Annotated in this window: 7 protein-coding genes; 5 read left to right on the top strand and 2 right to left on the bottom strand. The window is 73.5% G+C overall.

Going from position 1 to position 7,549, the window contains the following annotated elements; translation table 11 throughout:
- The 4 genes from UWG_RS0114040 to UWG_RS0114025 all read left to right on the top strand — a co-directional run.
- Positions 1 to 505, top strand: a 505-nt coding sequence (locus UWG_RS0114040) for a hypothetical protein (RefSeq protein WP_029391442.1), incomplete at its 5' end; no start/stop codon positions are given.
- Between the two features lie 816 nt (positions 506 to 1,321).
- Positions 1,322 to 1,519, top strand: a complete 198-nt coding sequence (locus UWG_RS32780; protein ID WP_016907854.1) for a hypothetical protein — start codon at positions 1,322 to 1,324, stop codon at positions 1,517 to 1,519.
- Positions 1,495 to 2,145 carry an RNA polymerase sigma factor gene (locus UWG_RS0114030; protein WP_016907853.1) on the top strand — a complete coding sequence of 217 codons (651 nt, stop codon included), beginning with the start codon at positions 1,495 to 1,497 and terminating at the stop codon, positions 2,143 to 2,145. Before UWG_RS32780 ends, UWG_RS0114030 begins: the two co-directional genes overlap by 25 nt.
- A 46-nt stretch (positions 2,146 to 2,191) precedes the next feature.
- Complete coding sequence (locus tag UWG_RS0114025; protein ID WP_016907852.1) at positions 2,192 to 3,247, top strand: hypothetical protein; 1,056 nt, start codon at positions 2,192 to 2,194, stop codon at positions 3,245 to 3,247.
- Positions 3,248 to 3,616: 369 nt separating this feature from the next.
- Here the strand turns inward: UWG_RS0114025 and UWG_RS0114020 are convergent, their stop codons facing one another.
- Positions 3,617 to 4,117: a DUF3995 domain-containing protein gene (locus tag UWG_RS0114020; RefSeq protein WP_033196136.1), complete on the bottom strand. Its 501-nt coding sequence runs from the start codon at positions 4,115 to 4,117 to the stop codon at positions 3,617 to 3,619.
- Positions 4,118 to 4,525: 408 nt separating this feature from the next.
- Positions 4,526 to 5,377 carry a L,D-transpeptidase family protein gene (locus tag UWG_RS0114015; RefSeq protein WP_016907850.1) on the bottom strand — a complete coding sequence of 284 codons (852 nt, stop codon included), beginning with the start codon at positions 5,375 to 5,377 and terminating at the stop codon, positions 4,526 to 4,528.
- A gap of 435 nt (positions 5,378 to 5,812) precedes the next feature.
- On the opposite strand from UWG_RS0114015, the gene UWG_RS0114010 reads away from it, so the two are divergent.
- Positions 5,813 to 7,399: an acyl-CoA mutase large subunit family protein gene (locus UWG_RS0114010; RefSeq protein WP_016907849.1), complete on the top strand. Its 1,587-nt coding sequence runs from the start codon at positions 5,813 to 5,815 to the stop codon at positions 7,397 to 7,399.
- The last annotated feature ends 150 nt before the right edge of the window (positions 7,400 to 7,549 follow it).

Raw genomic sequence — 7,549 nt, 5'->3', positions numbered from 1 at the left:
CGAGCACGCCGCGCAGACGGCCGGGCTCCCGGACGGCGAGCGGCGGGCGCACCGGGAGCAGGCGGCGCAGGTCCGGCGCGATCCGGCGCGGATACTCGGGCAGGCGCCGCCGCCCGGCGAACGGAACGCCGTGGCCGGGCTCCTGGACGCGCCGGCGCACGAGGCGGCAGCGGAGCTCGCCCGGCACGCGGGACGGGCCGGTTGGCGGCAGCGGGCCGACGAGACGATGGCGAGGTGGGTGGCCGCGGCGACGGGCGTCACGCTCACCCTCGTCGACGAGGACGGCACGGCGCACACCTTCCCCGGCACCGGCGCCGAAGGCCGGCCTCACCTGGTACTGCGCCGGCGCGGCGGCGACTTCGTACCGCTCCTCGCAGAGACCGGTCCGCCGCCGACACGGACCGTCGACACCGCACGACCTCCGGACGGGGCGACGAGCGGCACGGGCGCCCCGCCCCCGGAGTCGCGCGCCGACCTCATCTTCCGCACGCTCACCGGCGGGTGAGTGACGCCGACGCGGGAGCCGCCGTGAGCAGTCGCGGCCCCGTCGGCTTTCTCGGGCGGCTCTGCCCTGGTGCCCTTCCCCATTCCACCGCGGACGTCGCGTCCGGGGGCGGTATCGCCGTGCTCGAAAAACCCCACCTCGAAGCAGTGGTCTCACGCCGCAATTTCGGTGATCACGTCTGCCACGACGTGACAACCGCCGGAACCGTCGCGCTCGTTGGAGGCCACCGGGAGGGGCGACGCCCCAGCCACAGCGCCGCGACGAAGAAATGCAAATGGGGCTGGGATTCCTCCGGCGCCGTGTCGACGCACGACCTCTCGGAACGCGCCGACCCGGCATGCGCACCGGACGAATTCGAGGTCCTTCGCCGCACCGCAAGGCGCGCAGCAGAACCTTCCCAGGGGCGCTCGGGAATACGCGATCAAGCACAGGCGCCGTGTCGAAGACACCAACGCGGGTGACGAGTCCGAGATCCGGCCAGGCCCCGTGAGGTACCGCTCACCGGCCGCCCCGGCGCCGGAACGCGTACAAAGGACGACCGGGGTCGCCACCCCCCACAGGAGAGACCCCGGTCGTCTGGCACGGGCGCGCGCTGTGCCTCTGGCAGGCCCGTACTCCCCTCTGCGCCGGGCGGCCCGAAACTGTTACCCGTGTCTCGCGCGGTCGTCCCCAACTCCCGCTGCCTGGGCCGTCGTCCACATTGCATATGCCGGGGGCGCTCCGTCCGCCGGGAGACGCGACGCCTGTCCGGGGCCGGGAGGCAGGACGGACCCGCGCGGTGCTCGGCATGGACGAGCGAGCACACTTGCCCTTAGCGTGCTGCATCGCATCGGCAAAGAGCTGGTGCGCGAGCAGACCCCGGGTGTATGGCCGGGGAGCACCGAGCCGCTCCTGGGCGGAGCGGCCGAGCACGGCAGGGACGGGCCCCACATCCAGGCGTGGCCGAGCAACGACCGTCGCAAGTTCGCGGAGTGGAGCGAGAAACGAGCGTGCAGGGGGACGACGCACAGCTGACGGCTGCGGTGCGGGCGGCGCAGGACGGGGACGAGGACGCCTTCCGCACCGTCTACCGCGCCGTGCATCCCAGGCTGTTGGGGTACGTCCGCACGCTCGTGCCCGAGGCCGACGCCGAGGACGTGACCTCGGAGGCGTGGCTCCAGATCGCCAGGGACCTCGCGCGGTTCCACGGCGACGGCGACAGGTTCCGCGGCTGGACGGCGCGGATCGCGCGCAACCGGGCGCTCGACCACATCCGGATGCGCGGGCGGCGCCCGGCGGTCGGCGGCGACGAGAGCGAACTCGCCGCGCTGCCGGGGGAGACGGACACGGCGCAGGAGGCACTGGAGTCGCTCGACACCGGGCGGACGATGGAGCTCATCGCGTGCCTCCCCAGGGACCAGGCCGAGGCCGTGGTGCTGCGCGTCGTCGTGGGGCTCGACGCGAAGAGCGTGGCGGAGGTACTGGGGAAGCGCCCGGGGGCGGTGCGCACCGCGGCCCACCGCGGACTGCGCAAGCTCGCGGAGCTGCTGGAGGAATCGGAGAGCGGGGCGCCGCAGGCGGTGCAGGCGCTGCCGCCGAAGGGCAGGTTGCGGCGGGCCTCGGGGCGTGGCTCCGCCGGAGCGGACGGGGGCGAAACATGACCTTCGGTGTGACGCCGAGCGTCGTGACAACGCTGAGGGATACGTGATGGCGGACCGGTATGGCTGGCTGGACGGAGAGGCAGCGGAGCGCCTGCTGCGTGGAAGACCGCTGCCCCCGGCGTCGGATTCCCCTGCCCGCAGCGCGGGGACGGGTGCGGGCCGCGGCCCCGAGGAGGAGCAGGCGGCGGATCGCCACGCGCGGCTCGACGCCGTCCTGGACGATCTCGCAGCCCGGCAGCTGGGGCCCTCGCCGCGGCACGGCGGCGATGAACTGCCCGGCGAGACGGCGGCCGTCGAGGCGTTCCGCAGCGCACAGGCCGGGCTGCTCCGCAGCGCCTCGACGGGTGCGCGCGACCGTGGCCGAGTGCACGGCGCGCGGTGGGCGGTGGCGGGTGTGCCGTTGCGCGCCGGCTTCGCCGTGGCGCTCGCCGGGTGCGCGCTCGGCGGCGTCGCCGTCGCGGCCGGCACCGGCGTGCTGCCGAGTCCGTTCGGTGGGGAGGCCCCCGCGGCGAGCGCCTCGCCGCTCTCGAGCCCGGACGGTTTCCGGTCCCCCGAGCGGGACGAGCCCGCCCCCGGCAGCACGGGGAGTTGGGAGGACGAGGACGGCTCGCGCAAGCCCTCGCGCGACGACGACGAGAACGATGGCAGCAAGAGCCCCGGCGCGGACGACGACTCCGAGGACGGCGACGGCCGCAAGCACCGCGACGGCCCCCGGCACGGCACGGGCCACGGCAAGCTCGCCAACGCGCTCTGCGAGGCGTACGCGGACGGTGTGCTCAACTCCAAGCAGCGCGCCAAGCTGGAGCAAGCGGCCGGCGGCAGGAACGCGGTCCGCTCCTTCTGCTCGGGCCGCGGCTGGTCCGCGCCGGGCGGCGACGTCGGCACCTCGTCACCCGGCGGCACCGGACCGGGCGGCGGGGACCCGGCACCGCCCACCAAGCCCAGCTCCCCGGAAGGGAGCCCGGGCGTCCCGAGCGTCCCGGGCGACGGCGACGAGGACGACGACGAGGACGACTCCTCCGAAAGCGAGGGCGCAGGGGGCTCGTTCGCACCCGGTCCCACACCCGAGGGCGCGGCCGTCCCGACACCGGCGGGGCCGTAGCGGGCCGGTCCTCAGCGACCCCGCGCACGCGGCACGTGCGCGTCGACAATCCGGCGTGCCCGGAGATGCCGCGGTCGCGTCCCTGCCGGCGGGCGTCCGAAGCCCAACGGTTCGGTCGCATTCGGTCCCGTCGGTGGTGGGTTCCGGCCGGCGCACACGCCGGCGCCGAGTCCGCACGGCGGTCAGCGCATCCGGAGACGGCGACGTTCGGCGCGCCGGCCGGCGGCGGGGCGCGGACCCGCGTCGCGTTGTCGACGGCCGGGCCCCGACATGCACTTGAACCGGGACGTGCCGGGAGACGGGACCGCTGGACGACGACGTCCCGGTCGAGCTCGGAACACGGGCGGCGGGACGTCCACCGGCGAGCGCCTACGGCCGAGCGTTCCGCGAAAGCCCTTCGCGGTACGCGGCCGCACCCAGGAGCAGTCCCCAGACGAGAAACCACGGGTCCCACAGGAACAGGTGCCAGTCGAACGCCGTCCGGTCCACGTCCGACGACGTCCCCAGCACTCCCGCCTTCACCAGCGCCTGCCCGCCGACCAACAGACCTCCGTACGCGGTGAGTACCACAGCGGCAACCCCGGAAAGGGTCAGCAGAAGACGGCGCGGCATCCGCCGCCGAGGACGCACGAGCGCCAACCCCAGCAGCGCGGCGACGAGTTTGAGGCCGACGGTGAGCCAGAGCACCGCCACCATTCCGGGATCGCGGGCCCGGGTCGATCGAGCCAGTTCGCCGCCGACGGTGTCGAGACCGGCCGTGCCGCCTGCCGCCCAGTAGGCGCTGACGGCGGCGTACAACAGGCCGAGCGTGCATGCGGCATACCCGGGCCATGCGGAGGGCCCGGGGCGGGAGGTGCGGTCGCGGCTCACGTCGGGATTGTGGCAAGTCCCGGGCGGCGCGGCACAGATGACGCCTCCGCCGATGTCGGACGGGGGCTCCACCACCGGCCGCGGGGGCTTCGGCCCGCGGGCCCGCGGGCGACCTTTTCCGAGGAATCCCGGTCGCCACCAGCCCCCCGCACGACGGACGTTGACCAAGGCATTCCGCAAGAGCCCCGCCCCGGCGGCAGGAGTGACGGAGACCACAGGGCGCAGGTGTGCGGCGGTGTGACACTTTCCGGTGCGGCAGCGCAGAAGGGAGTGAGCCGACTGGTCATCGGCTGCGCGATGACGCCCGGGGTTCCCCCCGTACCCCTGGGCGCGCGCATCGGCGCGGGCGGGACACGTTCCCCCGGTCCCGCCCGCGCCCCCGCTTCCTCCGCTGCCGCGAGTGCGGCGTCACTTGTAGACGACGACCTTGTCGCCGGCGCGTACCGCGTCGAAGAGCGCGATGATCCGCTTCTTGTCCCGGACGTTGACGCAGCCGTGCGAGGCGCCCGAGTACCCGGTGGCGGCGAAGTCCGCGGAGTAGTGGACGGCTTGGCCGCCGCTGAAGAACAGCGCGTACGGCATGGGGGTGTCGTAGATCGTCGAGTGGTGGCGGCGGCTCTTGAAGTCGACCTTGAACTTCCCCTCGCGCGTGGGCGTGTAGGCCGAGCCGAAGCGGACGTCCATCGCCGAGCGGACCTCGCCGTCGACCATCCAGGCGAGGGTGCGGCTCTTCTTGCTGATGCAGAGGGCGCGGCCGGTGCGGCAGCGCGGGTCGGGATCGGCGAGCGGGCGGGAGGTCGTCGGGTGGAGCTCCAGCTTCGTCGGCTGGGAGGTGCGCGCCCGGAGCGCGGTCCAGTCGCTCGGGGAGACGTTGCCGGTGCGGGGGCTGCCCTGCTTGCGCTGGAACGCCTTCACCGAGGCGGTGGTGATGTCGCCGTAGTACCCCGTGGGGTTGACCGAGAAGAGCTTCAACTGCTGAAGCCGCGCCTGGAGTTCGCGCACCTGGCCGCTCTCCTGCCCCGACCGCATCAGCACCGGGTCGGGCGGCGGTGGCGGGGGCGACGGGGTGCTGCTGCTCGTCCGCGGCGCGGGGCTGCTCGGCTCGGGGACGGCGGCCGGTGCGTCGGAGGGGGAGGGCGGTGGCGAGGAGCGGGCCACCGGCTCCTCGGGGAGGCGCGAGACCCGGACGGAGGGCTCGCCCGAGGTGTCGACCTGGCAGCCGGCGAGCGCGGTGACGGCGCCGAGCGCGAGCCCCGCCACGGCGAGTCGTCCGCGGCGTCGGGCCGGGACCCGCGCGCGCTCCGGGGCGTCACGCGCACACTCGCGCTCCGCGCGCGCGTGCGGTGCGCGCTCCGTGCCTCTTCTTCGACCGGCCATGAGAGTCCCCCCGGGCAGCGACTGTCTCGCAGCACATCAATTCCCACTCCACCTCTCCCGTGAACCTCGATCGGGCGCACAACGCCCCGCCGAGCCCCTGGCGCGTACGCGGGGGCGCCTCCTCAACCGGCGCACGACACACGGGAATCGGGGAGCGCGGAGCCACCTACGTCGGCTGTGAGCAAGGTCCCAGCGTGCACACCTCCACTGTTCGCAGGGCGATCGCTACAGTCCGTGCCGTACGCACCCACACTCTCGGCGACGCCGCCCCGCCTCCCGCGGGCGCCGTCGCAGGCGCGAACGTACGGAGGCAGCACCATGGCGGCACGCCAGTCGGAGTCAGGCCAGCCCATCGAACCGGTCTACGGCCCCGGCGCGCTGGACGGATGGGACCACGCCGAACGGCTCGGCGATCCCGGCGCCTTTCCGTACACGCGAGGTGTCTATCCCACGATGTACACCGGCCGCCCCTGGACGATGCGGCAGTACGCGGGGTTCGGAACCGCCTCCGAATCGAACGCGCGCTACAAGCAGTTGATCGAGAACGGCACCATGGGCCTCTCGGTCGCCTTCGACCTGCCGACCCAGATGGGCCACGACTCGGACGCGCCCCTCGCCTCGGGCGAGGTCGGCAAGGTCGGCGTCGCCATCGACTCGATCGACGACATGCGCGTCCTCTTCGGCGGCATCCCGCTGGAGAAGGTCTCCACGTCGATGACGATCAACGCGCCCGCCGCGCTGCTGCTCCTCCTCTACCAACTCGTCGCCGAGGAGCAGGGCGCCGACCCGCAGAAGCTCACCGGCACCATCCAGAACGACGTGCTCAAGGAGTACATCGCGCGCGGCACCTACATCTTCCCGCCGCAGCCCTCGCTCCGCCTCATCGCCGACATCTTCAAGTACTGCCGTGCCGAGATCCCGAAGTGGAACACGATCTCGATCTCCGGCTACCACATGGCGGAGGCCGGCGCGACGCCCGCGCAGGAGATCGCCTTCACCCTCGCCGACGGCATCGAGTACGTGCGCACCGCCGTCGCCGCGGGGATGGACGTCGACGACTTCGCGCCCCGGCTCTCGTTCTTCTTCGTCTCGCGGACGACGATCCTGGAGGAGGTCGCCAAGTTCCGTGCGGCCCGGCGGATCTGGGCGAAGGTGATGCGCGAGGAGTTCGGTGCCGAGAACCCCAAGTCCCTGATGCTCCGCTTCCACACCCAGACGGCCGGCGTCCAACTCACGGCGCAGCAGCCCGAGGTGAACCTTGCGCGCGTGACGGTGCAGGCGCTCGGTGCCGTGCTCGGCGGGACGCAGTCGCTCCACACCAACTCCTACGACGAGGCGCTCGCGCTCCCGACCGACAAGTCGGCGCGGCTGGCGCTCCGCACCCAGCAGGTGCTCGCCTACGAGACCGACGTCACCGCGACCGTCGACCCGTTCGCCGGCAGCTACGTCGTCGAGTCCCTCACCGACCAGGTGGAGGCGAAGGCGCTGGAGTTGATGGAGCAGGTCGAGGAGCGGGGCGGGGCCGTCCACGCGATCGAGCAGGGCTACCAGAAGAACGAGATCGAGCGCAGCGCGTACGCGATCGCTCAGGAACAGGACAGCGGCGAGCGCGTCGTCGTCGGCGTCAACCGGTACCAGCTCGCGGAGGAGGACCCGTACGAGCCGCTCACCGTCGACCCGGCGATCGAGCAGCAGCAGGTCGAGCGGCTCGCGCGGCTGCGGGCCGAGCGCGACCAGGGCGCCGTCGACACCGCGCTCGCCGCGCTGCGGAAGGCGGCCGAGGGCGAGGAGGAGAACGTCCTCTACCCGATGAAGGAGGCGCTGCGTGCCCGCGCGACCGTCGGCGAGGTCTGCAACACGCTCCGGGAGGTCTGGGGCGCCTACGTCCCGACCGACGCCTTCTGAGCCGGCGCACGCGCGCGGTGGTGCATTCGTGCGGGCCCGACGGCCGCTCGCCGTGCGGGGGTTGACTCGGCGCCGCCTGTCAGCAGGATGAGGGCCGGACTACTGGCGGGTATCCGACGGTCGCCCCTCGGCGACCTGAACCCGGGGACC

Origin of the sequence: Streptomyces xiaopingdaonensis, assembly GCF_000262345.1 — a bacterium.
Classification (GTDB): domain Bacteria; phylum Actinomycetota; class Actinomycetes; order Streptomycetales; family Streptomycetaceae; genus Streptomyces; species Streptomyces xiaopingdaonensis.
The sequence above is the reverse complement of the archived record's forward strand: the minus strand, read 5'-3'. Positions and strand labels throughout refer to the sequence as shown.